This is a genomic window from Kordia sp. SMS9 (assembly GCF_003352465.1).
In the GTDB taxonomy this organism is placed as follows: Bacteria; Bacteroidota; Bacteroidia; order Flavobacteriales; family Flavobacteriaceae; genus Kordia.
Genome location: NZ_CP031153.1, coordinates 4,472,690 through 4,498,803, shown reverse-complemented (window position 1 = coordinate 4,498,803; position 26,114 = coordinate 4,472,690). Strand labels below are relative to the sequence as shown.

Below are 26,114 nucleotides of genomic sequence, written 5' to 3'. Positions count from 1 at the left end.
ATTTCAAAAACGCCCGAAATATACTAAACATTTTAGTACGAACGCAACTTTCTTACAAATGTTAATTAACATTCCTAACGGGAAGATTAACAAAGCTATAACAAGCGATCTTCATTGGAAATTTTACCTTGCTACTATACCTAATTAACACACCTGAATTATGAAATTTACAACCACACCTATTGTAAGCATTTCTATTTTTATATGCTTACTCTTCACTACAACTGCATTTTCACAAATTACAACGCCTCGTGGAAGTCAAAAAGCAACCGTTTCTCAAACCGTTGGAACCTCCGAAATTACGATCGAATATTCCAGACCGAAAGTTAGAGAACGTGAAATTTGGGGAAAATTAGTTCCGTATGGAATGAACAATCTCGGATTTGGAACGGCAACAGCATCGCCTTGGCGTGCTGGTGCGAATGAAAATACGGTTATTACGCTTTCGCATGATGCAACTATCGGCGGAAAACCAATAAAAGCAGGAACGTACGGATTGCACATGATTGTGAACGAAAATAACAAAGCAACTGTTATTTTATCGAGTAATAGTACTTCTTGGGGAAGCTACTTTTACAAACCTGAAGAAGACGTATTACGCGTTGATGTGACTTCTACGGAAATTCCACACGAGGAATTGCTAACGTTCGATTTTATTCAAGTAACAGCAGATTCGGCTACATTAGCGCTTCAATGGGGAAAGAAAGAAATTCCGTTTACGATTAGTTTTGATGTAACCAATATTGTCTTAACAGATATTCGCAACAAAATGCGAGATCAACCTGGATTCAATCGTCAAACCTGGGAACAAGCCGCTTCGTTTGCGTTGAGCAATGGTGGCGATTTGGAGGAAGCTTTGACTTGGATCAACAATGCCATTGCAGGGCAATTTTACAGTAAACAGACATTTAACAACACACAAATCAAAGCAGCCATTTTGATGAAGCAGAACAAAAAAGCGGAAGCGTTGGCTGCGATGGACGAAGTAATGCCAGTTGCTACTGTATTGGAAATTCACCGTTATGGTCGTCAACTTATTGGACAAGGAATGACTGACAAAGCGTTGGAAATTTTTGAATACAATGCTAAAAAACATAAAGGAACTTGGCCAGTACATTACGGATTGGGAAGAGGTTATGCTGCCAAAGGTGATTTTAAAAAGGCAATAAAACACTTAGAAAAAGCGTTGCAAAATGCACCAAATCCTCAAAGTAAGGCAAATGTTCAGGCGAATATTGACAAACTAAAAAAAGGAGAAGATATCAATTAATAAAAATTGAAAATTGCGATATGAATGAGAACCAATCACCGTCATTCATCACCTATAAAAAGCATCTATTTGTAAAGTAGATGCTTTTTTTGTTCACACTGATCGAAGTCGTAGTGTTTGTCGATTTGTGAATTTGTTTGTGCAAATACTATGAATCGTCATTATGAACGATAGTGAAGTAATCTGTTTCAAACTATATTTGGTATTAGAAACAGATTGCCACATCATGTTTCCTCGAAACAACGTTTCATATTTAATAATAAGTTGGTCTTCGAGTGCCTCAGACCGCTATTTGAGAGTTAGAACCCTGCACTATTAGACATGCTGATCAATCAAAATGACATTCCCATCTGGATCGGTAATCACTAAACTTGTGGGACCTTCTGTAGATTCATCTGCTTCACGCGAGAATTCGAAGTTTTTACCTTTCAATTCTTTTTGAATGTCTCTAATATCCGTAAACGATTCCAAAGGTTGTGCGTCTTGATTCCAACCAGGATTAAACGTTAATAAATTCCCTTCAAACATTCCTTGAAACATGCCAATGACAGTTTGATCATTTTTCATAATCAACCAATTCTGATTGATATCTCCGTGAAAAACGGTAAAACCTAAATTTTCATAAAAAGCTTTGGAAAGGTGAATGTCTTTTACGGAAAGACTCACCGAAAATGCACCTAATTTCATAATGTATAGTGTTAGTTATTTTTAAGACTGTTTTAAATGTACGATTTTTTTGTTTGTTTTTTTTGGATTTGTTAATACTAAGAAACAGATTTCCACTCTCCACGCAAAGAGGAATCATACATTATTTTCAAGAATAACATTTCAGAAACGTTACTGAGGCATTTACGAAGCGGCAGTCCGTGTATTGTATAACGTGATTGTTCTTTGAAGTCACAGATTGCCACACATTGTACATTTCGGGAAGCTCAATGTACAACGCTCGCAAAGACGTTTAAAATTTAGATTCTAATAGGAGCGATCTAGATTCTAGCAGCAAAGCGGTCTAAGAGATTCCCGCCTACGCGGGAACGAGTCTACGATATATAATTCCAAATATTCTTATGTTTCACTAATTGCGCATAAGTATAGCGAACGGCTTTGTGTTCTGGTAAGGCTAAATTCGGATCCGCTTTTAAGACTTGCAACGCAAAATAACGTGCCGTTTTTAAAATATCATTGTCTTTTACAATATCCGCAATTTTCAGATTTAAAACGCCGCTTTGTTGCGTTCCCATGATGTTTCCTGGACCGCGTAATTTGAGATCGACTTCTGCAATTTCGAATCCGTCACTGGTACGAACCATCGTTTCCAAACGTGTTTTTCCATCGGCACTTAATTTGTGACTCGTCATGAGAATACAAAAGCTTTGTTCCGCGCCACGACCAACGCGACCGCGCAACTGATGCAATTGTGACAAGCCAAAACGTTCGGCACTTTCAATAATCATCACAGAAGCATTCGGAACGTTTACGCCAACTTCAATCACCGTCGTTGCCACCATAATTTGTGTTTCTCCTTTGATAAAACGATTCATTTCAAAATCTTTATCCGCAGGTTTCATCTTTCCGTGTACAATGGAAATTTGGTAATTAGGCATCGGAAATTCGCGCGCTATGCTTTCGTAACCGTCCATTAAGTCTTTATAATCAAGCTGTTCTGATTCTTGAATCAGCGGATATACAATATAAATTTGTCGTCCTTTGGCAATTTCATCACGAATGAATTTAAAGACTTTCAAACGGTTGCTATCGTACCTATGAACGGTTTTAATGGTTTTTCTGCCAGGAGGCAATTCATCAATAACAGATACATCCAAATCGCCATACAAACTCATAGCTAACGTTCGCGGAATTGGCGTTGCAGTCATCACCAAAATATGCGGCGGAAAGGTGTTTTTATGCCATAATTTAGCACGTTGCGCCACTCCAAAGCGATGTTGCTCGTCAATAATTGCCAAACCGAGATTTTGAAACTGAACTTTATCTTCCAAAATGGCGTGTGTCCCAATCAAAATATGTAGTGAACCATCTTCCAACATTTCATGAATTACGCGTCTGTCTTTCGTTTTTACGGAACCTGTCAGCAGTTTTACGTTCAATCCTAGCGGTTTTACCAATTCCATGATTCCGTTGTAATGCTGAATGGCTAAAATCTCCGTCGGCGCCATAATACAGGCTTGAAAATCGTTGTCAATCGCCAATAACATAGACATCAGTGCGACAATTGTTTTTCCGGAACCAACATCACCTTGTAAGAGTCGATTCATTTGTGCATTGCTGCCTAAATCGTTTCGAATTTCCTTCATCACACGTTTTTGTGCGTTGGTCAATTCGAACGGTAAATGATTGGCATAAAATTCATTAAACTTTTCTCCAACTTGATCAAATGGAAAGCCTTTTATTTTACTTTTATGGATGAGGTTTTTGGTAATGAGTTGAATCTGAATGTAAAAAAGCTCTTCAAACTTCAGTCGATATTGTGCTTTTGCCAGCAATTCTTGATTTTTCGGAAAGTGAATATTAAACAATGCTTCACTTTTGGAAATCAATTTGAGTTCCTCCAAAATCGTAGGAGGCAAGGTTTCATAAAATTGCGTACGCGATTCTATAAATAATTGTTGCATCAACTTATTGATAACTCTGTTGGTAATGCCTTTGTTGTTTAATTTTTCTGTAGAAGGATACACAGGCTGCATGGCGGTTCGCAGACTTTGCTCGTGTTCTTTTAGCAATTCCATTTCAGGATGTGGCATGGAAAACATTCCGTTGAACCAATTCGTTTTGCCGAAAATTACATACGGCGTATTCAGTTTGATGCTGTCTTTAATCCATTTGTGACCGCGAAACCAAACGAGTTCCATTTCGCCAGTTCCGTCGGTAAACGTAGCCACCAAGCGTTTTCCGCGTTTTTGCTGTACCATTTTAAGATGCACAATCTTTCCAACGACTTGCACTTCCGAAGAATTCCGTTGCAACTCATTGATCTTAAAATAGCGTGTTTTGTCAATATACCGATTCGGAAAAAGGTTGATGAAGTCTTGATACGTATGAATTCCCAACTCCTTCCGCAACAGATCGGCACGGTTGGGACCGACACCTTTTAGGTAATCAATAGGAGTTTGTAATACGTTTGAATTCATTCAATCAAAAGTAAGGGATTGACTAAAGTTTCACAAATAATAAAAATGTTCTTTCAGTCATGATGATCAGTTTAATGAAGTATTTTTAGTTTCTTACATTTTAAAAGAAAAAATTTGATATTGATTTCCATCATCAATTGTATAGACTCTAGCTTCATAAAGCTCATTTTTATAAGTAAAAAAAATAGTTCCGTCTAAACATTTCATCCCAAAAGATATATTCTTTACATAGTGAAATTCTTCAAATTTAATATGTTTCCAAATAATCTGGAATTCTTCAGTTCTATCTAAGAAATTTTCATAGTCTTTTTGTCTATAAAATTTCCATTCTTCGTTTGTTAAAGGTAGTATTTCGTCTTTATACTTTTGAGCAATATTACTTTTGACAGCCAATGCTTTGTAGTTTTCCAAAGAAAAACATGAATTTAAGAAATCATCAAATTGCAAGCTGTCCAAACTTTTCAAAAGATTAAATGATCTTTTTTGAATCTCTAACTCTTTATTCGTGCAGGAAGTTACTAACAATAGAAAGAGTATTACTGTAGTATATTTCATGTCATATTTTAGTCTTAATCAGTTCATCAAAAGTAAATCAAATAGGATTCTTAATCAAACAGTATTCATTGTTCCTGCATATTTAGGATTTTTTTGATTAAAAAAGCCCAATTCTGATATCTAAATACTGAAGTCTTTTTCTAGCTGAAAACTACTTAGTTTTACATATAGGTATTAATCCGCGTATTATATACAATTTTAACGTTTTTACATAAGCAAGTAATTTCTACCTTAAAAAAAAATGTATTTCGTGAGACATTTGTAATGTAATCAAAAACAAAGAATTCAAATTGAGTGACTACCATTTTTTGATTGCAAAGGCGTCATCCGAAAAGCCGTTTTTAAATAGAGTAGGAGTTTTAAATAAAATCATCATGTCAACATTAATTATTAGAGGTACTATGGGAAGTACTGTAAACTTAAATTCCCCAATTGTAAATTTTAATTTAACTGCTGATCCAGAAACGCATAAAGTTCATGGAAGTGTGGAAATTACTTTAGGAAATCCAGGCGATAAGCCATACAAAGGAAACGTTACAGGAACATTATATGCTACTGGTTTTAAGCAGTTTGTTAAAGTAATTTCTTTAAACGGATATATTCCATCAAACAATCCAATTACACCTATTGAGTTTGGTTTTAATGCAAATATGGGCTTAGAAGCAGACGGTGAAGGAGTTGCAGGTTTTAACTTTAAAGGACAACATTTTGAAGAACTTCCTGTTACATACAAAATTATGGAGTTATAAAATATAGCTATAAATCTTTGTAATCAAAAAACCAATATCACAACGCAAAGTGAAGCTGTGCTATTGGTTTTTGTATTTTATTTTTTGAATAAACCTGCTACAAATAATACGACAGACGCACCAACCGCGCCTTTTAAAATATCTGCAAGAATGCTGTGCATGCCAGAAAACCAATTGATATTAAATTCTTTAAACAGCCATCCGGCTACAATTCCGCCGATAAGACCTAACACGATATTAAGCACGATTCCATATCCGCCGCCTTTCATCAAATTTCCAGCAAGCCAACCTGCAACGCCGCCAACTAGTAAAGAATATAATAAGCTCATAGTTTTTAAGTTTTGTTTTTTAAAGGTATGTAAATCTTTGAAATTGTGAATTATGTTGAAGCTGTTTTTTTATATTCATAAAACGAAGGAAAATAACCTAAAAGTAAATGGTGTCTAAGTAAATTGGTATAATTCCAGCCTTCGCAGGAACAAGTATAACAGCAAAGCACGTCTAATTAAACCATACCGCATATCGTTTTCTTCGTAATTCCATGGCAAGCCATTTTTCCGCCTGTAAAGCTTGGTGTCGTGTTGGCAACGGATCTATATGATTGTATAAACTTGGACGTAAATACAAACCGTATTTTTCAACAATATTAGAAGACAATTTGTGTCCTTTTTTGTTGCGAAAACCGGTTTTGTGTTGCAAGAAGCGTTCTTTGGGTGTTTTACTCGTCATGCCTACATACAAACATTCCAATACACCATTAAACTGCGGATTCGCCAAGCGAAACTTTGTATTTTCGGTAAATACTTTTTTGGAAAGTTCAACGACGTAAATGCGGTATTCTATTTTGGGCATTTTTTGTTGGGTTTTTGGGTGTCTGGTTTTAGGTTTGAAACTACGAAAAACAAACAACAAATAACAAACAACTAAAAAATTACAATTTCATCGTCAAAATTGCCAAACACATTTTAATTCCTTGTGTAATATTGCCAATGCGAATATTTTCGTTCGGATTGTGCTGGTTGTTGTCCATATTTACCATCGGAACAATAATCGCAGGAATGTCTAACACTTGTATGGCAGGTGTAATCGGAACGGTGCCGCCCATGGTACGAATCATGATTGGAGGAGCGCCAAATTCGTTTGCAATGGTTTCACGCAACTTCGTACCAATGAACGAATTGATATCGGTTCTGAAAGCGTTGACACCAGGATTTGTTTTTATAGATGCGATTTTAGGATGTTTCAAACGTTCAGCAGCTGTCGGTTCACGAAATAATACTAAATAGCCTTGTTTTTCAATGTGTTTTTTAATTTTTTCTAGTTGTACTATTCCGTCGGTTTCTTTTACCAAACGCACATCTAAATACGCCGTAATGATCTCAGGAATGATTGTTTTCAAGCCTGGACCTTTCCAAGAAGTTTCAATATGACGTACATTCAACGACGGATATTGCAAGGCTTCTTGATAGGTTTTCCCAACATTATCTGCTTTTGCAATGCCTAAATTTTCCTGAATTTCTGCATTGTCATCAGGAACTTGTGCTAACAATTGCTGTGTTTCCGCATTCAAGTCAATTCCGTCATAAAAACCTTCAATACTAACTTTTCCAGAAGCATCTTTCATACTTGCCAATAAGTGCGACATTGAAAACACAGGATTGGGCGCGTAATTTCCATAATGTCCGCTGTGTTGCGGCAATTTTGCGCCGTAAATGCTAATGTTCATAGTAGCTATTCCGCGACAGCCAAAAGTCAACGTTGGTTTGTTGGTTGGATGCGCTGGTCCGTCCATAATAATTAAATAATCGGCGGCGTAGGTTTCTTTGTATTTTTTTAGTGTACTTAAAAATCCTTTGGAACGTGTTTCTTCTTGCAAATCGAGCACAATTTTTATATTGTATTGTAGGTTTTGTTGCTGCTTTCGCAAGAAGTCTAACGCAGTCAACATCATGATAATCGGTGCTTTATCATCTGCGGCAGCGCGACCAAATACTCGCCAATTAGGATCAATATTGCCTTCAATGTTTGACCAATCAATAGTTTCCCAATCGCCGTTTTCAGTGTGTTTTTTTAATACAGGTTGAAACGGATCGTTTTGATTCCACTTTTGTGGATTGACCGCTTGGCCATCCAAATGCAAATAGAATAAAATCGTTTTTGCCGTTGGATTTACCTGTTTTTCCGCGAAAAATACAGGCAATGTGGACGTTTTTAAGATAGAAACCGTAAAGTCCAACTTTTCAAAAGCGTCGGTTACCCAAGCAACATTTTTCATCATATTGGGTTCGTCAGAAGCGACATTAGGAATACTCACCAATTCGCGATGTTTCTTGAGAATTGCAGGTAATTCTTGTTGAATTTTTTCATCCCATTGTATTTGCGCAAGCAGCGTGTTTGCACAGAAACAGAGTAGGAGACAGTGTAAAATTTGGTATTGTTTCTTCATTTGATAACGCTTTTTTAGTGCGCATATAGGTGTTTATAAATATCTGTATTTGGCAATTTCCCATTCGTGCATAACTCCAAACTCCCCAAGTGACTTTGGTTTTTTATCAAATTTTATCACCGTAGTTTTCTCTTTTTTGCCTTCTTCTTCATTTTCATACGCTTCTTCTTCATTCGAAATATTTCCTTCGGTAATGATAATTTCACTTTTTGTAAAATCGAACACACAATGTTCAGTGTCTCCCGAAGCAGCGTGGACACTGTTACTTTCTGCTATAAGAATCATAAATTGATTTTCTTGCAATTCAAAGCGATACGAAACATTAGAACGTGTATATTGTTGTGATACCTTCAATTGATTGGCTTCAATAGTGAGTTCGGGTTCAATCATGGACGACATGCCACCTTCATCTGATCGTGGAATAAATACATTGTTTTGTGTATGTACTTTGAATGTGTCATTTTCACAAAATAAAACCAATAGAATACGTGCTTTGCTCAGTGAAGTTGGACAATCTTTGCATCGAATTTCGATAAAATCTTCTTTGGATTCTATCACAATGGCAACATCATCTTTGGCATCATTATTCAAATCGCCAGTAGCTTTCTCTAGAATATGCCATTTTTCATTTTTTTCAATTGCAGCAAGTTCTTGTCCCATAAAATCAGGATATTCCGTAGGCTTTTCTTGTGCAAAGAGAACAATCGCATTAAAATATACGGCGAATAAAAAGAGATATTTCTTCATAATACATATAGTAGTTTTAGGTTTTTCACCTTTTTGATTAAGATAGTAAATCTAATGCGTTTATGAAGTTTATAGGTTTATGAGTTTATGAGTTTAGTAGTTTACGTTTTGATTTAACCCGCAACAAATAAAGAAGTTATAATGTTGAATTGTGAATATTAAATTTTAAATTGAAAAACAACTCATAACAGAAGCTAAGCGACCAACTCACAACAATCAAAAAAAAGAAATGTAAAATGTAAAACTCAAAATATAAAATACAAAACGCTAAATGTAAAAAGAAAAAGTATTTTAGCTAACAGCTAACAGCTAACAGCTAACAAACATACTCCTCAAAAATAGCATCCAATTCCTGCTGTGGATTATCCGTTAAACCTGCATGTGTTGGCGAACAAAGAATCATTGTACTTTTGGAAGCGGCCAACCAACGGAAACGGTCAGAGCGTTCAAAAGTTCCCATTTTTCCACCATGCGGCGCACCTTTGCAGATGGCTTCCCAAGCTTTTAGATATTGTGTGAGTTCTTCCAAAGTAATTTCGCATGAAAATGCAGCCAATTTTTTTACGTCTACATGATATTTGAGCGCGAGAAATTTTTTCCGTTTCGAAAATACAATTACCCCAATATTAAAGAATTCTTCACGCTCTACTTTGGGCATGAATCGTATAATGGCATATTCGAAAGTCACTTTATTTTGCATGTTCTGCTTCTTTTATGAGTGAATCTATCATGGACAATTTGGCTTTGAGATACGTTTTATACGCTGTTCGCATGTCGTTGGGCGAAAAGTCGTCAGCTTCATGAAGCAGCCAATCTTCTGGAATGGTATTGATGATTTCTGTCAATTTTTCATCCGTCAAAATAGTTTTAAAATTTGCCGCAATTTCGTTCAATTTTGTAGCTTGAGACAATAATACGTGATCTTTAATCAACGGAAATGTGCGTGTTAAGTGGTTTTCCCAAGTTGCCCAATTGTGATGAAAATAAAAGCTTGCGCCGTTATCAATGACCCACAATTCCTTGTTCCAATGGAGCAAATTTGTGTTTTTCACCGTTCTGTCAATATTACTAATAATGCTGTCTAGCAACACCACTTTGGAAGCTGTGATTGCATCTACCGTAGTGACCAAAGGATCAAACGTAATGGCACTTGATAAGAAATGGAGTCCTAAATTCAGTCCGACACTAAATTTTAGTAAATCTTGAATTTCTTCGTCAGGTTCTGTTTTACTGAACGAATCGTCTAACTGCATAAAGACCAATTCGGGAATTTTTAAACCGACAGCACGCGCCAATTCGCCACCGATCAATTCGGCAATCAACGCTTTCGTTCCTTGTCCCGCGCCTCTAAATTTGAGCACATACAAAAAATCGTCGTCAGCTTTGACAATGGCAGGAAGTGATCCGCCTTCGCGCAAAGGTTTTATGTATTGAACTACGTTTACCGTTCTAATATCGAGTGTATTCATTGTAGCGAAGATATAGAAAGTTCATGATTATTGAAGCATTCCTAATTTTTACACAAAATAAAAGTTTTTAATTAGTACTATTGAAAAAGTATTTTTTATCAATATCAATAAATAATCTGTCTTCATTTTTTTGAGAATCGTATCCATTCACAAATGATATATTAAAAGAGTGTTTATTCCCTTGATGATCTGCATAACTACATTTACTTATTTTATCTTCAACGGTACACTTTATGGAAGAAGCCATTTTTTGAAGTTTTTCTTTGGCATCTTTATCTCCTAGTCTTAGTATAGGTTCATAGATTAATTTCAAGTATTTTCTAGTATTTTTTGAACTAATTTTTTTTAATTCTTTAATATTTGTATTTTTTGTGTACTGAAGAAATTTTTCTATCATTTTCTCCTCTTCACTTTTACAGTTTATAAATAATATAGATAAAAGCGCGAATGTAATGATTGTTTTTAGTTTCATGATATTATATATTTTTGAATGATTTTTTTTATTTCTATGCTTATGATATTTGATTTTTTGATTGTTTCTTGAGCGTATTTAATTGATGTAGATGGTTTTAGTTTGTCTAGAATAATGAGCTCTCTTAAATAATGTTCTGCATTCAGTTTATGATCTACCAAATCATTAAATATTTTAGATAAATTTCCTTCATTATACCCCGTAATTCCTGACTTATGTTGGACATATATGGTTAGTAAAGAGGGAACTAATGTAATAATACCTAAAAGAAACTTACTAATTTGATTTATTTCTTCAAGTGGATATATAAGAATTAATGTGCTACTGATTGCTAAGGTAATTTGACTAATAAACTGAATCCTACTATGAATTTTTAATTTTGATTTGATTTTAGGTAAAACACTATCTGCTTTTTGAATCATGATATTTATACCTACTTTACTTATGTGAGTTCTTACTTTTAATTCTTCTATTTCATCATCTATATCTTTATCTCCCATTAGAATTCCTGGTTTAAGAATATCTTCATAGTTAGGATATTGTGATCTAATCTTCTGAATTTCTTTTTTTCCAAATATTTCTAAAAAACCTACAATTTCATTAATAGGAGCGTTTTTATTATTGGTTAGTCCCATAGTATATTATTTTTCATCATCATCATCATCATCATCATCACTCTCTACTAAGGTTTTATATATAATAAGACCAAGAGTTCCACCGCTTAATAAGCCTGAAGTTCCGACTAGTTTTATTTCTTTACATATTTGTGCTTTTAGATATCCTTTGTTTTCAAAAGGAATATCATCAATTACAATTCTAAGGTCATCACCCGAAAGATCTCTTAACAAGCCTTTGATGGTTTTGTTATTTTCAAAAGCTGGTTTTAACCTATGTAATGCATCAATAGAGTTAAATGTATTTCCTAAACCTGTACCAGAGGAACCAGAATTGCATCCTAAAGGAAAAATATTGACATCCAATTCTTTTGCTAGCATTCGTAGATCATCTAAGGGAATTTTAAAATCATCTAGTGACTGATTTTTTACTACAAAAGCGTCGTGTTCAATATGGCCCATAACAAAAATTGATTTCTTTTTACTAGCTTTTAATTTCTTTCGAAACTTTTGCATCGAAGTTATGCTAAAATCAAGATGGTTATTTGGAAAAAGCTCTTTCAAAGCATCTCTTGTAGTACCATCATAGGCAAACGAAATGACTTCTATTTCTTCCTTTAGGTATTTTCTGTTAGAAAGTATTTTATCAAGATTATCTATGTGAGTTTTATTAGAAAATTTTACATATATATTATCTTCTAGTACAAAAACACGTTCTGTTTTATTTGATATTTTTAATTTTTTAGTAGTGTAAACTTTTCCTTTTTTACTGATAAAAATCCCTTTATTAAGATCTCTTTTCATCCTTACTTCCAAAGAGTTAGAAAAATTACCAGTCATTTTCTCCCCTTTAAATTTTTGATAGGATTTAACGAGTTCGTCAAAATTTCCATCAAGCCCTATTTCTTTCAAAGAAGATTCAATATATTTTTGTCGTTGATTTATCCATTTTTCTAAATTATTATCAAATACATCTTTAGAATTTGTATCGGAAGGGATTCCATACTTGTTTTTTATTATTGAATATATTTTTTTAGTATCTATGGTTAGTCCATCATTATTAAAATTAACATTAGTAGTACCATCATATACTCCTACCTTTTTTAGCTTCAATAAGTTATTCCGCTCATTCGAAGCCCACACTCTTCCCTGATCTTCAATTTGCTTTTTGGGATTTGAGCTGATGTTGATATCCTTAATGCCTTTTATTGCTGTTTCATTTTTATGAGAAGATAGTTGTATGTTATCCCTTAGTTTTATTCGTACTTCATCATCTATTTTGTTTACAAACTTTAAGCTAGAACTGCTTCCTGCATCTGAATACCCTGACATGATTGCTAAATTTCTTTCTACCTGGTTTTTTTCAAAAATTGTCATGAAATCCCACATGTTTAAAGTAAATTCATATTCTTTAACATCGTAACCTTGACGTTTTCCATGACTTACGATTTCTGTTAGTGCTTCTTTACCACGACCATCAAAATAGTTCATGCCTTTAATCTCAATAATATCTTTTTTAATTGCCTCATATAAAGGCATTCTAGTAATGTTATTGGATGAAGAAACAACTTCAACTATAGCTTCTGTTCCACCACTTAATATATTTCCATAATCCATTCCTCGTGTTGGAGCTTTTCGAGAAAAATCTAAGCAGTATGAAGTTACTTTACTGCTTGCTCTAGGCGCTAATTTGTAAACACCTTTAGCTATAGCCATTCTTTGAAAAGATTGACTATATACATAATGAAAACTGATCATTAAGATCAGTAAAAGTATTTTTTTTTTCATAATTTCTAGATTTATAATTTTTTTGTGTTAAAACAATTTCACAACTATAGTCTTGATATAGTTATTGTTAATTTTATGATTATTAGTTGTTTACAATTTCAAAGCTAGTTTTAAATATATAGTAGCGAAACATCAATATTAATGACTTAAAACTTCATTAGATTTGAGGATTAATACGTTTTTATATTTACAAAGGATACTTCTGTTTAAACTATAAAAATGCATTTGACTCCAAATAATTAGCTATATTTGATTGTATGAAGAAAGGGTTAGGTTTTATTTTGTTAAGCATTGGTGGGTTTATCGCTATTACATTGTTTACGCAAATACCATCTACTATAGAAAAACTTAAAGACACTTCTAAAATTGAAGCAGAAGAGCCTCAAAGCTTTATTATTGGTGTTGTAATTGCAGGTATATTGCTCTTAATCATAGCAATGACTTCTTTATATTTTGGATTTCAAATGCTTAAAAGAGCCAGTGCAGATTCAAAAGTTAGAAAAAAAGAAGAAACTTCTCAAAAATAAATTACTTTTCTAGGAAGAGTTATTGTATGAATTTCTCCATAAAATTAGTCATCACCTTTTAAATAGCTCAATGTATCCTTAAAATAGTGTTTCAAGCTATCAAAAGCTTCTTCTCCTGGAATCCATGAAGCAAATTTCCAATAACGCCAATTTTTACATTCTTCACTCGGTGGAATTAATAAATACAGTTGCTCGTCATTCATACCAGCTACAACAATTGATTGCGCTAAAACATCAGCAATTTCTTCATTTCCTGTTTCTCTCCATATTTTAATAAATTCACGATCAATAGTTCGTAAATAGTCAATAGTTTCTACAGGATGAAAAGTTGGTTCTACATCACTAAACGCGTGAAAACCATTTGTAATAGATAAAAATTCCTTGTAGTCTTCTGGTAAAGAAACTTTTAATTTTTCCTCCACTTTTTGAATTGTTTCATTCGTCGCAGGTTCATTTCCAAACCATTTAGCTTGTAATTGTGCTTCTGAATAATCAAATTCTGCCAATCTGATCATTTCTAGAGAAATCGTTTCTAGAATCGGTTTCATATAGTATTTTAATATGTGTAGAAGGTTCAATATACTAAAATTTAAAGAAAACGCTAATACTCTAGCACTCCAACAATCTACGTAAGTCTCACATTTCACCCAATAAATGTTAACTTTTGGAAAAGCTTCCACAAAAGACAAATAATCTGTTTATTTTTACGTGCTAAAACCAAACTCGTGCCCATAAAATCTTTTCCAACGCTTTCTTTCCTTTTTTTATTTTTTTGTGTGAATTTTGCCGTACATGCGCAATATTTGGTAGAAGGAACTGTGATTGATCAAGCTACGAATATTCCTCTAGCGAATGCAAGCGTAGAAGATTTTGACTCGAAAGTGACTGTAAAGACAGATGCTAAAGGAAAGTTTTCTATCACCGTAAACTCAATAAATGCCCGATTAAGGATTTCTTTAGAAGGATATTATACACAACTCATTTTTAAAGTTAATAGTGAAAATACCATCGTTGCTTTACAGCCAAAAACCAATGCTTTGGATGAAGTAGTCATCAATGGAATCACGATTGATCAAAAATTAACGCAAGCTACCGAAGCTGTGAGTATTGTGCCAAAAGGTGAGATTTACAGCGAAAATACGGTACAATTAGCGCCTATTTTAAACCGAGTGCCAGGCGTTTTCATGCAAAGCGGTTCGCTGAATACCAATAGAATTACCATTAGAGGAATTGGCGCGCGAAGTCCATTTTCTACGGCAAACATTCGGGCATATTATGCAGATATTCCATTAACGGATGGAAACGGCGAATCTGCCATTGAAGATTTAGAACTAGCGGCGATTTCACGCATGGAAATCCATAAAGGACCTTCGTCTAGTAGTTATGGTGTTGGGTTGGGCGGAACGATTTTATTATATCCAGAATTTGGAGAATTCAACGAAACGAATGCCAATTTGTTTACCACAGTGGGAAGTTTTGGATTGTTCAGAACGGTTGCAAAAGTATCGCACGGCGGCAAAAAAGCCAATGTAAACATTATTTATAGCAATACACATTCCGACGGATATCGCGATAACAATTCCTTAGACAAAGCTACGGCAACGATTACGTCCAATTGGTTTGTAAATGATAAAAACGAGCTGACATTCATCGGAAACTACACAACCTTAAAAGCTTTTATTCCAAGTTCGTTAAACAGAGAAGATTTTGAAAATTCGCCACAAAATGCCGCCACAATTTGGCAGAATGCTCGCGGATTTGAAGATTTCAAAAAAACACTTTTGGGCGTAAACTGGAGTCATCATTTTAATGAAACGTACACGCAAAAAACGAGCGTATTTACAAGTTTTAACAACAATTACGAACCGCGACCTTTTAATATTTTGGAAGAACAAGCAACTACCTTCGGCATCCGAACACGTTTGTTAGCTACGAAAGACTTTGAAAATAGTTCGTTAAAATGGTCTTTTGGTGGCGAATTGTTCTTTGACAATTACAACGCAAAACAATTTGACAATCTGTATCAAGATTTTCCTGTTGGAACTGGAAGTGTCGCTGGCGAAATTTTATCAAATATTGACGAAAACCGAAACTATTTCAATCTCTTTGCTGAAGCTATTTACGAATGGAAAAAGCTCACCGTAAGTGTTGGTTTGCATCTCAATAAAACAACATATACGGTTGAAGATCAGTTGAGTGCTTCTGTAGAAGAGGATTTTACCTTTGATGCGATTGTATCTCCCAAATTTGGACTGAACTATGCGGTTTCAAACAATTTCAATCTTTTTGGAAGTGTTGCGCATGGTTTTTCAACTCCGACAACGGCAGAAACTTTATTTCCCAATGGTGCGTTCAATCCAAATATAAAAGCAGAACGCGGTTGGAATGTTGAAATCGGTTCACGATTCCACACAACCAACAGAAAACTATCAGGTTCGGTTTCGATCTACAGTATGAAAGTCAGCGATTTATTGGTCAACAGAAGAACAGAAACGGATCAAAACATCACGCTCAATGCAGGAAAAACGTCGCATAACGGAATTGAAGCTGCACTTCGATATGAAATAGTGAATACTGAAAGTTTTACATTGAATTCTTATGTAAATGCAAGCATTAACGATTTCACATTTGATGAATTTACGGAAACCAATGCAAATTTTTCTGGGAATGACCTAACGGGAGTTCCAAAATCTGTTGTAAATTTAGGAATTGAAATCACGAGCCAAAAAGGGTTCTATGGACGATTGGATTTTCAAGCCGTTGGCGAAATGCCCGCAAATGATGAAAACACGTTCTACAGCGACGCTTTTGAATTGTTGAATGGTAAAATTGGGTATCAAAACACGTTGGGAAGTCAATTTAGTTATGACATTTCCATCGGTGCCAATAATATTTTTGATACCGCGTATGCATCACAATTACAAGTCAATGCTTTTGGAAATGATACCTCAGCGCGTTATTTTTATCCTGGATTACCGTTCAATATGTACGGCGGCGTTCAACTAAATTATCAATTATAAACTAAAAATAATACCCATCATATTATGAAACAATCCATTAGTTTTCTCTTTTTAGTCAGCTTACTTTTTATTTCTTGTGGAGAAAAACAAAAAGAAGTTGCTAAAGTTACGCCAGCACCATTCAATCAGTTGAAAGCTGTGAAAACCACGAAAGAAATCACAAAAGATCAAGAAAACTACAAAGCCGAATTGGTCGTTGGTGGAATTGATATTCCATGGGGAATGACGTGGTTGCCAGATGGAAGCATGTTGGTTACAGAACGATTAGGAGTTTTATATCATGTAAAAGATGGTAAAAAAACAATTATATTAAATGTGCCAGAAGTTTTTGCTAGAAATCAAGGTGGATTGTTAGACATCGCAGCACATCCAAATTATAAAGAAAATGGCTGGATTTACATTACCTATTCTCTAGTAAAGAAAAATGAAAAAGGAAGTCACACCGCATTAATCCGAGCGAAACTAGAAGGGAATGAATTGACCTCAATTGAAAAACTATACGAAGGAAGTCCAAATGTAAAAACGGCGCATCATTTTGGTTCGCGCATTGTGTTTGATGATGGATACGTATATTTTACCATTGGCGATCGTGGAAAACGTGATGAAAATCCGCAAGACATCACCAAAGATGGTGGAAAAGTATATCGTTTGCATGAAGATGGACGCATTCCAGACGACAATCCGTTTGTCGGTCAAAAAGATGCCAAAGAAGCTATTTTCTCGTTCGGACATCGAAATCCGCAAGGAATGGCAATGAATCCGCGTACGCAACAAATTTGGGTGCATGAGCACGGTCCACGCGGTGGCGATGAAATCAATCCAATTACGAAAGCAGTAAATTACGGTTGGCCAGTAATAACGTACGGAATCAATTACAGTGGAACAACCATCACAGACGAAACGGCTCGTGAAGGCATGCAACAACCGTTGTACTATTGGGTGCCGTCGATTGCGCCAAGCGGAATGGCATTTGTTACAAGTGATGTCTATCCTGATTTAAAAGGAAATCTCGTTGTAGGTTCTTTAAAATTTCAATATTTAGAATTATTAACGCTTACGCCAGATGAAAAAGTTGCCAAGCGTGAAAAATTATTGGACGGAATTGGTCGTGTACGCTCGGTTCGCCAAGGTCCAGACGGTTATATTTATGTGGGAATTGATGGTGAAGGCGTTTTCAGAATGGTTTCGAAAGTATCTCAGAAAAAATCTCAAGAAAAACCAAAAAATACAGCTGATACTGATAGCAATATGAGTGAAGCTACCGCAATTACTTTTATGAAACGTTCAGAAGCATCTGCAAAAGAAAAAGAAGAAAGTTTTAAAAGAGGTGAAGCGGTGTATAATAATGTGTGTGTACAATGTCATTTAGCCAAAGGAGAAGGTGTAGCCAAAGTATATCCACCATTAGCAGGTTCTGATTGGTTAACGGATAAAGTTGTAGAAAGCATCCATTCTGTCAAATACGGACTAAAAGGTGAAATTTTGGTCAACGGTGTAAAATACAGAGGAATTATGTCGCCACTTGGACTTAGCGACAAACAAGTTGCCGACGTGATGAATTATACTTCTACTTCATGGGGCAATGAAACTGAGAATTTTTACACGGAAGAAGCCGTAAGCAAAGTACAAAAAGAGAAGAAATAACGTTTGTAAACACATTTAGATTTTAAAAACCTCAAAACAACACATTTGAGGTTTTTTGTTGGTCGAAAGTTTCAGCTTTTTATAAAATTCCCAAATCACGATAAAATCGAAAATCTGTTTCCCATTCCAATACGGCAATCATGATTTCTTTGTTGAGTTTTACCATTTCAGTATCTTCATCCAAGCGTTGGCGTCCTTTTTCGGTCACAATTTCTAAAATAAGATTGATTCTTCTTGGTCTGTAATTGAGTAAAAATGCAATCGCTTTTTTGGTCGCGGTAGATTCTGGAGCGTTTACATACGCGAGCGTTCGCAAGATTCTGGATACAAACAGAAAGTCAAATTCCTTAATCGCTTCAAGTAAATATTTTTCTAGTAATTTGATACATTTTTCATCAAGTTTTGTCGTCGTTCGCAGTCCAAAGTTAGTTTGAAAAAATATCAAATCCATACTAGCTTCAATCGCTTCTCTTGGCTGCTCTGTAAACAATTCGGGCACAAACGACACAATAGATTTCGCTTTAATAATTGCATCTCTTTTCTGTAATAAAGACACTATGGAAATGAGCGAAAAGGTGGCTAATGTTGGATTTCCCTTATACATATCTCTCAAAACAACTTGATACTTTTCTACCAAATCGGCATGTGCTTCTGCATACAACTCTGGTTGGTATTTTCGTTCCAAACAGAGATATTCAAAAAATAAATTCGATGCTGTTTCCAACAAATTTTCTACGTCTAACAACTGGAAATGCAGCGGTTTGTCAAACTCCAAAAACACATAACACAATTCGCCCAAAATAGACGTATTTACAATCAACGCAACATCTTCGTCGTTGATGGCATTCGATTGAATTTTTTGATTCCATCGTGCCCGACTTTTTAAGAATTTTTGAATTGATTTTTTTAGTGGTTTCATGTAAATGTACCTGAAAATATATTTTTCTGATTGTAAAAGTACAATAATAAAAACGGTCTGTTGTAGTCTGTACGTGTCGAAAATGAACGCAAATTGAACTATTTTTGATGCATATCACTCAAAATTATTCAAAAAAGAATTTTTTATGTTTCCAATAAATAATACCTTGAAACCGTTGTAATGATCTAAACCCTTTTCATGAATTCTCGCTTTTTAGTATTCCTTTTTTTATGTGCAAATTGTCTGCTTTTTGCGCAACAAACCAACGCTGTCGATTTTACAAAGGCAACGGTTGATGTTGTAATAAATCCTGCTACGGAACAAGTTGGCATTGATGTGCAGTATGAATTTGAAGTGCTGCAAGATGTGGACAGTATTTATTTTGACATGCGAACAGTGGATACGTATAAAGTATATCAACAAACGTTTCAAGCGGAAACTTCGTATCGTGATCAAAAGATTATTCTGAAATATAAGTTTAAAAAAGGAGAGAAACATGTCGTTGGATTGGCAACATTTACACATCCTAAAAAAGCGATGTATTTTATTGATTGGCACGAAAGCAAAGGCAGAAAGCAAATTTGGACACAAGGTCAAGGAAAATATACGAGCAGTTGGTTGCCAAGTTTTGACGATGTGAATGAAAAGGTGGAATTTGACTTTAGCATCACATTTGACAAGCGTTACGAAGTAATTGCCAATGGAAAATTACTCAAAAAAGAATCGCCTAATGATTCGCTGACGAAATGGTATTACGACATGAAACAGCCAATGAGTAGTTATTTAGCGGCGATTGCCATCGGAAAGTACAAAAAGAAAGTTATTGCTTCTAAAAGTGGCATTCCAATTGAATTGTATTATTATCCTGAAGATGAAGCCAAGTTTGAACCGACATACCGACATACGAAACGTATTTTTGACTTTTTAGAAGAAGAAATTGGCGTAGCATATCCGTGGCAAAATTACAAGCAAGTTCCTGTAAAAGACTTTTTGTATGCAGGCATGGAAAATACGGGAACCACTATTTTTTCAGATGCTTTTGTGGTAGATAGTACGAGTTTTGTTGATAAAAACTACGTAAACGTCAACGCGCACGAATTGGCACATCAATGGTTTGGCGATTTGGTGACGGCAAAAAGTGGCACACATCATTGGTTGCAAGAAGGTTTTGCTACCTATTATGCCTTGTTGGCGGAAAAGGAAATTTTTGGCGACAATTATTTTTATTGGAAGTTATATACTTCTGCGATGCAATTACAAAAGCTCAACGATGGAAAAGGCGAATCGTTGTTAAATCCGAAAGCAAGTAGCTTAACGTTTTATCAAAAAGGTGCTTGGGTTTTGCATGTGTTGCGAACAAAAGTAGGAGAGAAGCCGTTTAAAAATGCGGTAAAGCGTTATTTAAATACTTATAAATTCAAGAGTGCTGAAACAGAAGATTTTATTCAAATAGTAGCAGAAGAAAGCGGACAAAATTTAGATGCTTTTGTGCAGACTTGGTTGGTAAATCCGCAATTACCTGATGATTTTTACGATTTTGATAAATTACTGACACAAAACTCTGGTATTAGTGAAAATATGTATTCACTTTTGGGTGGAATTAGTGGCGCGCCTGGACAAGTAGCTTCGTTCAGAACATTTCAAACGTCTAAAGAAAGTGCTACTACTTGTTTGAATATCTCCAAAGTTTTTGAGTTGTCACAAAATGAAGTCGTGCAGAAAGAAGGTCCTATTTCAGAAGAATTGTTAGTCAATTTGATAAAAAATATTCCAAACGATAATCCAATAGTTAGCAATGACGTTTACAAAGTCGCTTTCGCCACAAAAAATCTGAAAGTGCGTCAAACCATTGCACAAACACTCACTAAAATTCCTAAAGAATTAAAAACTGAATATGAAAGTTTGCTCAATGATGCTTCTTACATGACCAAAGAAGCGGCTTTGTATAATTTATGGGGAAATTTTGCAACAGATCAAAAAAAGTATTTAGATCAAACCAAAGATGTTGTAGGGTTTAACGATAAAAGTTTCCGAACGCTTTGGCTCACCTTGGCAATTGTAACCAAAGATTACAGCGGACGCAATACACCAAAATACTATCAAGAATTGACCAATTACACACAAACTCACAATCATTTTGAAGTACGCCAAAATGCGTTTATTTTCCTCAATGAATTGCGTGCGTTTACCGATCAAAACTTAGCAGATTTGGTCAACGGAGCGATGCATCACAACTGGCGATTTGCGAGTTTTTGCAGAGATTTGTTAGATAGTTTCATTAAAAACTCTTCCTATCAAGAAAATATACAGCGTACTAAAAAGTTGCTTTCAGAAGCCGAAAAAGTATTTTTAGAAAAGCGAATTAAAAATTAAGGATTCAACAAATCCCCGACTTCTTTTTTGATAAATGATAATGCAGTATTGCTTGGCGATTCTTGTTCCATCATTTCTGTGAGAACGACTTCACGCAATTTATCGGCAGAGGTTACTTTTTCAGACAATCCTGCTTTGCGAATGAGTTGTATCGTGGTATTTTTTGCGGCAATGATGATATTCCAACATTGATCGCTCATGTAAATTTGTTGTGATAAATTATGATCGAACTCTTGTTCAATGCTCATAATCAACAAGCGTTCGTAATCTTCTTTATTGGAAGAATTGGGCGTCACGCGAATCAATAATTTGGAAGGTGTAATGCGTTCTAAAAATAAAGAAAGTCGCTCGTACGCTTGCAAACGTATTGGCAACGCTTCTTTTTGGGAATCTTTGTGCAATAAATAACGTCTTCTCTTATCTTCATTTTGCATGTGATCTCTAAAGAAAAAATACGCAAGTCCGCCCGTAATAATAGCTGGTACCGAATACATTAACAAATCAAAAATTCTGTCTTCCATAAAATAGCATTTTTAGCAAACATAATACGTTTTAACTAACTAGACAAATAAAGATTTATTGTTTAAATTACACCGAAATTCATTTACAAACATGAAAGTTGTTACGGTTACCATACTCAAAAAAGAATTACAAGAACATTCCCATCAAGATTTGATGGAGATTTGCTTGAAATTAGCGAAGTTTAAGAAAGAGAATAAAGAGTTGTTGACGTATGTATTGTTCGATTCTCATGATGAGGATGCATACATAGATTCGGTAAACGAAGAAGTAGACCTAGCATTTTCAAAACTGAATCACGATAGTTTGTATTATGTAAAAAAAAGTACGCGTAAAATTCTACGATTGCTCAAAAAATACATTCGCTATTCCAAAAAGAAAGAAACGGAAGCTGCCATTTTACTCCATTTCTGTGGAAAGTTGAAAGAATTAAAACCTTCGCATCAAAGAAGCGTACAAATGAACAACATTTACGAACGTCAATTAGGAATGGCAAAAAAAGCCATCAGTACTTTGCATGAAGATTTACAATATGATTTTCAGTTAATGATAGAAGAATTATAAAAAATTAAAACAATTGTTTTCACCAATTTGATATCTTTAAGATTATAAATCAAAATTTTTAATCATGAAAACAAAAAGTATTAAAACCTTAACGCTTAACAAAAAAGCAATTGCGAACGTTTCTTCAAATGAAGTAAAAGGAGGAATTTGGACAACAACGACAATAACTACAATCGGTGACTTAACGAAATCCTGTCCGCATGTTTGTGGTTCTCAGAAATAAAAAATAAACTACATTGAGGCTGTCTTAAAAGTTCTAAAACGCGTCATTCTGGACTTGATCCAGAATCTCATAAAGCTGATTTTTAACTGTTATGAGAAACCGAATCATACTGAATCAAGTTCAGCACAAGAGTTCGGTTTGACGAAATTGCAACTTCCAAGATAACCTCTTTTGCTTTTACTTTTGTTACGACTATTTTTAATTGTTTTCTGGTAATTGTTCTGTGATTTGATACGTACTAAAGTTTAAGAAGTTTCCAGGATGTGCCAATACATTTTGCAAGATCAATGGTGTATCTGGGTTTGTCCCTGAGTATTGTGTGCTTCCATTCATATTTACATCATTGGCATTATATCCGCTTACGACATACGTTGGGAAGTTTAGAAAGTTTCCGGGATCGTTTAGTATTTCTGATAAAATAGCTGGCGTATCAGGTGTGATGCCTGAATATTGTATTACCGTATCATTATTGGCGTTTCCAGACCACATGACTGTAATTCCATTAGGCATTCCTGATGTTGTTTGTGCATTGTTTCCAAAAGTAATTTGATTGCTTGCATTGGTAAAGTCAGCAGAAGTGGTATCTATCAAAATCGCTGTTGAGGTCATGATTCCTAAGTGATTTCGGTGTTTTATCGCTATAAAATAGTTGTCTACAGCCGCATTGAAAGACAGTACAGAAACTCCATCAGTAGCAACAATATCTCCATCACGTTGTAATAGGGCAGAAGTACTATATAAAATACTCGTATTATCAGTTGCAGCTCTTAATTCTATCCAAACCCAATCCACAATAGCATTTGCGCCAGTCGTATTGAAAACGCTTGCATCACAGGTTAATCCGTCTGTATATGGTGAAGTTGTTGGTACTAAACTTGCCACACGTAAATCATCTCTCATGAGGTTTTCTTCTCCTGTATTTGGACTCAAAGCTGCTCCTTGTAAATATATTTTTGGATTGATGAAAATTTCTAATTTTATCGTTTCTTGATGAAATCCTTGCGAAAATGTCACTATCCCATTGGAAATTGTAGCAGTAGCTGTTTCACCAACGGTAAATTCAGCTGTAATATTGGCATTCGAAAACGTAGTTCCTGCGGCTCCTATCACTTGACGTTCTATGGTTTGTGCATTTACATAGAAAGTAGTAAAAAAGAAAATACTTATAATTGTTATTGATTGTTTCATCTTTCTGTTACTTAATTACTCCAAAATAGTACGTTGCACCATTGCTTTCATCTGGATCTTTACTTCCTCCATCAGTGTTTCTAAATTTAACGCTCACCGTATTATTTGCACTTACCCAACATTGCGAGATTACTATTTGCCCACTTAAATTTTCACTAGGTGAAACAAACACCACATCGCCTGGACTTACACCATTTATTGTAAATGTTTCAATTCGGCTACTATTTCCACTCACACTCCCAACATTTTTAAATATAGAAGCTTTGTAAATCCCACTTAAAGTTGAGCTAGAACCAATTTTTAGAGTTCCTCCTACTGTGGTATTGGAAGTTGTTTCTAAAGTTCCATTCACTTTGAGCGTATTTGCGTAAAAATCTCCAAAAATAAGCGGAGCAGATGTATTTGAATTGTCAATATATAATTTATTAGATCCTGATTCATTAGATCCTGTATTTGGTCCGATAAATACATTATTAGTTCCTAACGCATTATTTTGACCTGCTCTATAGCCAATAAAAGTATTGTCGCTTCCTGTATTATTTTGACCCGCTAAATATCCCATGAAGGTGTTTCTATTTCCTGTGTTGCTTTCTCCTGCACCATTCCCAACCATGGTATTATCTATATTGCTTGTTAAATCTCTACCAGCTCTAGGACCTATCAGTACATTTCCAGAATCACTGACGTTAGTACCTGCATTATTTCCTACGAATAAATTTCCTGTGTTAGATGTAATAGGAATGCTTTGCCATGAAACCGCTCCTGATCCGTTGGTACTCAATACTTGTCCATTAGTTCCATCGGTTGTAGGGAAACTGAAATTATCGTTGATAGAAAGTTCTCCATTGATGTTTAATGTATTGGCTAGAAAGTCTCCATCAATCAGTGGATCTGTAGTGTTGCTATTATCAATAACAAGTCTGTTAGAAATATTTCCAGAAATAGTTGCTTCAGATCCTATAAAAACATTTTTTTCGCCCGTATTGTTGAGTCCTGAATTGAATCCTATTCCTACATTACCGTTAGAATCAATAATATTTCCCAAGCTTCCAACACCAATACTTACATTTTCATCTCCAGAAACATTATTTTGCATGGCTCCTGTTCCAATAGCTGTGTTGCTAAATCCTGTTTCAGATTTACCAAGTGAAAACGCTCCAATACTTGTATTAGCTCCTGCGGTAACGTTTAGTTCCAACGCTTTGTATCCGATTCCGACGTTTTCATTATCACTGAAATCATCATTTAAACCAGCATTTTCTCCAATATAAACGCTAAAACCGTTATTTAAGGTGGCGATTTTACCAGCATTCATTCTAAAATATTCAGTTCCTTCCAAATCAAAACGAATAACATCTTCATCAGTTGTTTCTTCTACTTGAATTTTAGTATCATTATCTGAATCTGCTACTGAAGTACTAGTGGTACTTGTGACGGCGTGTAATGCATACGGCACACTCACCAATTGTTGCGTTCCTAAATCACTATAGTTTGTTCCATTATTCAAATCGACAGCAACATTTAAAAAATACGTATTGCTTCCCCAAGAAATTGCAGAAAAATTATCGGTAGTTGTCCCATCTCCAATTTGTAAAGCAATCAAACCATCATCAGAAGTAGTTACTGCATGGGTTTCACTATACACGGTAGTTCCATTTGCTGTAGTTTGATTGATATTGATTTGAATCGCAATATTCTGATTACTGACTAAATTACCATTAGAATCTTTAATGATTGCTTGGTAGTTAATTTTTTCAGGCGATTGTGAATGTAAAGTTTGTACAGCAACTAAGTAGAGTAGTAGTAAGGCAATTTTTCTCATAATAAAATAAATTAATCAATTGCCCAAAAGTATTGTAAATGCTATATAAGCAGATAAAA

Annotated in this window: 25 protein-coding genes; 8 read left to right on the top strand and 17 right to left on the bottom strand. The window is 34.9% G+C overall.

Annotation, left to right across the window (positions count from 1 at the left end; all coding sequences use genetic code 11):
* Positions 1–160: 160 nt before the first annotated feature.
* Positions 161–1,270 (top strand): DUF2911 domain-containing protein, encoded by a 1,110-nt coding sequence (locus tag KORDIASMS9_RS19075; RefSeq protein ID WP_114904384.1) that lies wholly within the window; start codon positions 161–163, stop codon positions 1,268–1,270.
* A 315-nt stretch (positions 1,271–1,585) separates the two neighbouring features.
* Here KORDIASMS9_RS19075 and KORDIASMS9_RS19070 read toward each other — a convergent pair whose 3' ends face one another.
* From KORDIASMS9_RS19070 to KORDIASMS9_RS19060, 3 genes are all read right to left on the bottom strand, one after another.
* Positions 1,586–1,957, bottom strand: a complete 372-nt coding sequence (locus tag KORDIASMS9_RS19070; protein ID WP_114904383.1) for a VOC family protein — start codon at positions 1,955–1,957, stop codon at positions 1,586–1,588.
* 353 nt (positions 1,958–2,310) lie between these two features.
* A complete protein-coding gene (gene recG / locus KORDIASMS9_RS19065) occupies positions 2,311–4,416 on the bottom strand; it encodes an ATP-dependent DNA helicase RecG (protein WP_114904382.1) in 2,106 nt (701 codons plus the stop codon).
* Positions 4,417–4,509: 93 nt separating this feature from the next.
* Positions 4,510–4,971: a hypothetical protein gene (locus tag KORDIASMS9_RS19060; protein WP_114904381.1), complete on the bottom strand. Its 462-nt coding sequence runs from the start codon at positions 4,969–4,971 to the stop codon at positions 4,510–4,512.
* Positions 4,972–5,345: 374 nt separating this feature from the next.
* On the opposite strand from KORDIASMS9_RS19060, the gene KORDIASMS9_RS19055 reads away from it, so the two are divergent.
* The gene (locus KORDIASMS9_RS19055; RefSeq protein WP_162820056.1) at positions 5,346–5,720 is read left to right on the top strand and encodes a DUF1842 domain-containing protein; all 375 of its coding nucleotides are present in this window, start codon (positions 5,346–5,348) and stop codon (positions 5,718–5,720) included.
* A 77-nt stretch (positions 5,721–5,797) separates the two neighbouring features.
* Here KORDIASMS9_RS19055 and KORDIASMS9_RS19050 read toward each other — a convergent pair whose 3' ends face one another.
* From KORDIASMS9_RS19050 to KORDIASMS9_RS19010, 9 genes are all read right to left on the bottom strand, one after another.
* The gene (locus KORDIASMS9_RS19050) at positions 5,798–6,049 is read right to left on the bottom strand and encodes a GlsB/YeaQ/YmgE family stress response membrane protein (RefSeq protein WP_114904379.1); all 252 of its coding nucleotides are present in this window, start codon (positions 6,047–6,049) and stop codon (positions 5,798–5,800) included.
* Positions 6,050–6,221: 172 nt separating this feature from the next.
* Positions 6,222–6,572: a ribose-5-phosphate isomerase gene (locus tag KORDIASMS9_RS19045; protein ID WP_114905293.1), complete on the bottom strand. Its 351-nt coding sequence runs from the start codon at positions 6,570–6,572 to the stop codon at positions 6,222–6,224.
* 79 nt (positions 6,573–6,651) lie between these two features.
* A complete protein-coding gene (locus tag KORDIASMS9_RS19040; RefSeq protein ID WP_114904378.1) occupies positions 6,652–8,166 on the bottom strand; it encodes a M20/M25/M40 family metallo-hydrolase in 1,515 nt (504 codons plus the stop codon).
* Positions 8,167–8,199: 33 nt separating this feature from the next.
* Positions 8,200–8,913 carry a hypothetical protein gene (locus KORDIASMS9_RS19035; RefSeq protein ID WP_162820055.1) on the bottom strand — a complete coding sequence of 238 codons (714 nt, stop codon included), beginning with the start codon at positions 8,911–8,913 and terminating at the stop codon, positions 8,200–8,202.
* 316 nt (positions 8,914–9,229) lie between these two features.
* Positions 9,230–9,613 (bottom strand): DUF3037 domain-containing protein, encoded by a 384-nt coding sequence (locus KORDIASMS9_RS19030; RefSeq protein WP_114904376.1) that lies wholly within the window; start codon positions 9,611–9,613, stop codon positions 9,230–9,232.
* On the bottom strand, positions 9,603–10,382 hold the full coding sequence (locus KORDIASMS9_RS19025) for a HipA family kinase (RefSeq protein ID WP_114904375.1): 780 nt from the start codon (positions 10,380–10,382) through the stop codon (positions 9,603–9,605). Before KORDIASMS9_RS19025 ends, KORDIASMS9_RS19030 begins: the two co-directional genes overlap by 11 nt.
* A gap of 67 nt (positions 10,383–10,449) precedes the next feature.
* Positions 10,450–10,854: a hypothetical protein gene (locus tag KORDIASMS9_RS19020; RefSeq protein ID WP_114904374.1), complete on the bottom strand. Its 405-nt coding sequence runs from the start codon at positions 10,852–10,854 to the stop codon at positions 10,450–10,452.
* The gene (locus KORDIASMS9_RS19015) at positions 10,851–11,489 is read right to left on the bottom strand and encodes a hypothetical protein (protein WP_114904373.1); all 639 of its coding nucleotides are present in this window, start codon (positions 11,487–11,489) and stop codon (positions 10,851–10,853) included. Before KORDIASMS9_RS19015 ends, KORDIASMS9_RS19020 begins: the two co-directional genes overlap by 4 nt.
* A 6-nt stretch (positions 11,490–11,495) precedes the next feature.
* On the bottom strand, positions 11,496–13,256 hold the full coding sequence (locus tag KORDIASMS9_RS19010; protein ID WP_114904372.1) for a hypothetical protein: 1,761 nt from the start codon (positions 13,254–13,256) through the stop codon (positions 11,496–11,498).
* Between the two features lie 257 nt (positions 13,257–13,513).
* Here KORDIASMS9_RS19010 and KORDIASMS9_RS19005 point away from each other — a divergent pair, with 257 nt between their 5' ends.
* On the top strand, positions 13,514–13,783 hold the full coding sequence (locus KORDIASMS9_RS19005) for a hypothetical protein (RefSeq protein WP_114904371.1): 270 nt from the start codon (positions 13,514–13,516) through the stop codon (positions 13,781–13,783).
* 44 nt (positions 13,784–13,827) lie between these two features.
* Here the strand turns inward: KORDIASMS9_RS19005 and KORDIASMS9_RS19000 are convergent, their stop codons facing one another.
* A complete protein-coding gene (locus tag KORDIASMS9_RS19000) occupies positions 13,828–14,331 on the bottom strand; it encodes an SMI1/KNR4 family protein (RefSeq protein WP_114904370.1) in 504 nt (167 codons plus the stop codon).
* 177 nt (positions 14,332–14,508) lie between these two features.
* On the opposite strand from KORDIASMS9_RS19000, the gene KORDIASMS9_RS18995 reads away from it, so the two are divergent.
* Together KORDIASMS9_RS18995 and KORDIASMS9_RS18990 are read left to right on the top strand one after the other, a co-directional pair.
* Positions 14,509–16,803, top strand: a complete 2,295-nt coding sequence (locus KORDIASMS9_RS18995) for a TonB-dependent receptor domain-containing protein (RefSeq protein ID WP_114904369.1) — start codon at positions 14,509–14,511, stop codon at positions 16,801–16,803.
* 24 nt (positions 16,804–16,827) lie between these two features.
* Positions 16,828–18,447: a PQQ-dependent sugar dehydrogenase gene (locus KORDIASMS9_RS18990; RefSeq protein WP_114904368.1), complete on the top strand. Its 1,620-nt coding sequence runs from the start codon at positions 16,828–16,830 to the stop codon at positions 18,445–18,447.
* Positions 18,448–18,526: 79 nt separating this feature from the next.
* Here KORDIASMS9_RS18990 and KORDIASMS9_RS18985 read toward each other — a convergent pair whose 3' ends face one another.
* On the bottom strand, positions 18,527–19,366 hold the full coding sequence (locus tag KORDIASMS9_RS18985; RefSeq protein WP_114904367.1) for a hypothetical protein: 840 nt from the start codon (positions 19,364–19,366) through the stop codon (positions 18,527–18,529).
* 198 nt (positions 19,367–19,564) lie between these two features.
* Here KORDIASMS9_RS18985 and KORDIASMS9_RS18980 point away from each other — a divergent pair, with 198 nt between their 5' ends.
* Entirely contained in the window at positions 19,565–21,739 is a 2,175-nt protein-coding gene (locus tag KORDIASMS9_RS18980; RefSeq protein ID WP_114904366.1) for a M1 family metallopeptidase, read from the top strand.
* On the opposite strand, the gene KORDIASMS9_RS18975 is transcribed toward KORDIASMS9_RS18980, so the two are convergent.
* Positions 21,736–22,260 (bottom strand): hypothetical protein, encoded by a 525-nt coding sequence (locus tag KORDIASMS9_RS18975; protein WP_114904365.1) that lies wholly within the window; start codon positions 22,258–22,260, stop codon positions 21,736–21,738. The two genes, KORDIASMS9_RS18980 and KORDIASMS9_RS18975, sit on opposite strands and share 4 nt — an antisense overlap.
* A gap of 91 nt (positions 22,261–22,351) precedes the next feature.
* Here KORDIASMS9_RS18975 and KORDIASMS9_RS18970 point away from each other — a divergent pair, with 91 nt between their 5' ends.
* The gene (locus tag KORDIASMS9_RS18970) at positions 22,352–22,822 is read left to right on the top strand and encodes a hypothetical protein (RefSeq protein WP_114904364.1); all 471 of its coding nucleotides are present in this window, start codon (positions 22,352–22,354) and stop codon (positions 22,820–22,822) included.
* Between the two features lie 64 nt (positions 22,823–22,886).
* Positions 22,887–23,045 carry a hypothetical protein gene (locus KORDIASMS9_RS23465; protein ID WP_162820054.1) on the top strand — a complete coding sequence of 53 codons (159 nt, stop codon included), beginning with the start codon at positions 22,887–22,889 and terminating at the stop codon, positions 23,043–23,045.
* A gap of 198 nt (positions 23,046–23,243) precedes the next feature.
* On the opposite strand, the gene KORDIASMS9_RS18965 is transcribed toward KORDIASMS9_RS23465, so the two are convergent.
* Positions 23,244–24,233, bottom strand: a complete 990-nt coding sequence (locus KORDIASMS9_RS18965) for a hemagglutinin protein (protein WP_114904363.1) — start codon at positions 24,231–24,233, stop codon at positions 23,244–23,246.
* Positions 24,234–24,240: 7 nt separating this feature from the next.
* On the bottom strand, positions 24,241–26,055 hold the full coding sequence (locus tag KORDIASMS9_RS18960; RefSeq protein ID WP_114904362.1) for a hypothetical protein: 1,815 nt from the start codon (positions 26,053–26,055) through the stop codon (positions 24,241–24,243).
* Positions 26,056–26,114 lie beyond the last annotated feature (59 nt).